At 55.8% G+C, this 423-nt stretch carries 1 protein-coding gene and 1 pseudogene (1 of these 2 only partly in view); one reads left to right on the plus strand and one right to left on the minus strand.

Translation table 11 applies throughout. The features are described from left to right. The coding region (locus tag Z052_RS05680; protein ID WP_099288899.1) for a TRAM domain-containing protein at window positions 1–312 on the plus strand (312 nt) is incomplete at its 5' end. Window positions 313–360: 48 nt separating this feature from the next. Here Z052_RS05680 and Z052_RS05685 read toward each other — a convergent pair. Beyond that, window positions 361–423 (minus strand): annotated as a pseudogene (locus Z052_RS05685) (hypothetical protein); it runs 172 nt beyond the window's last position.

Raw genomic sequence — 423 nt, forward strand, 5'->3', positions numbered from 1 at the left:
CGTGTTGCGCTCATATCGACATCGACGTCGGATACCGAAGCCACCGACACGACTGAGGTCACTCAGTCAGCTGACCACGCTACTCAGCAACACGAATACGACGGCCCGCCTGTCGAGGAAGGTGAACAGCGAGACGTTGAAATCGAGAACCTCGGTGACCAAGGTGACGGGATCGCGAAAGTCGAGCGCGGCTACGTTGTGATCGTTCCCGAAACGAGTGTCGGGGACCGAGTCACCGTCGAGATACAACAGGTGCGTGAGAACGTTGCGTTCGCTGATGTCGTTGATGACACCCTTCGCGAGGAAGTCTAGGACCGCAGGTTGGCACGAACGGGTGGTTATTGCAAACTTCTCACACCACTACTCACTTTCTGGCTTGCCGATGTACTCCGATTTCATTGTGCCGTTCTCACGATAGTAGCG

This window comes from Halorubrum sp. C191, assembly GCF_002727095.1.
GTDB classification, from domain to species: Archaea; Halobacteriota; Halobacteria; order Halobacteriales; family Haloferacaceae; genus Halorubrum; species Halorubrum ezzemoulense.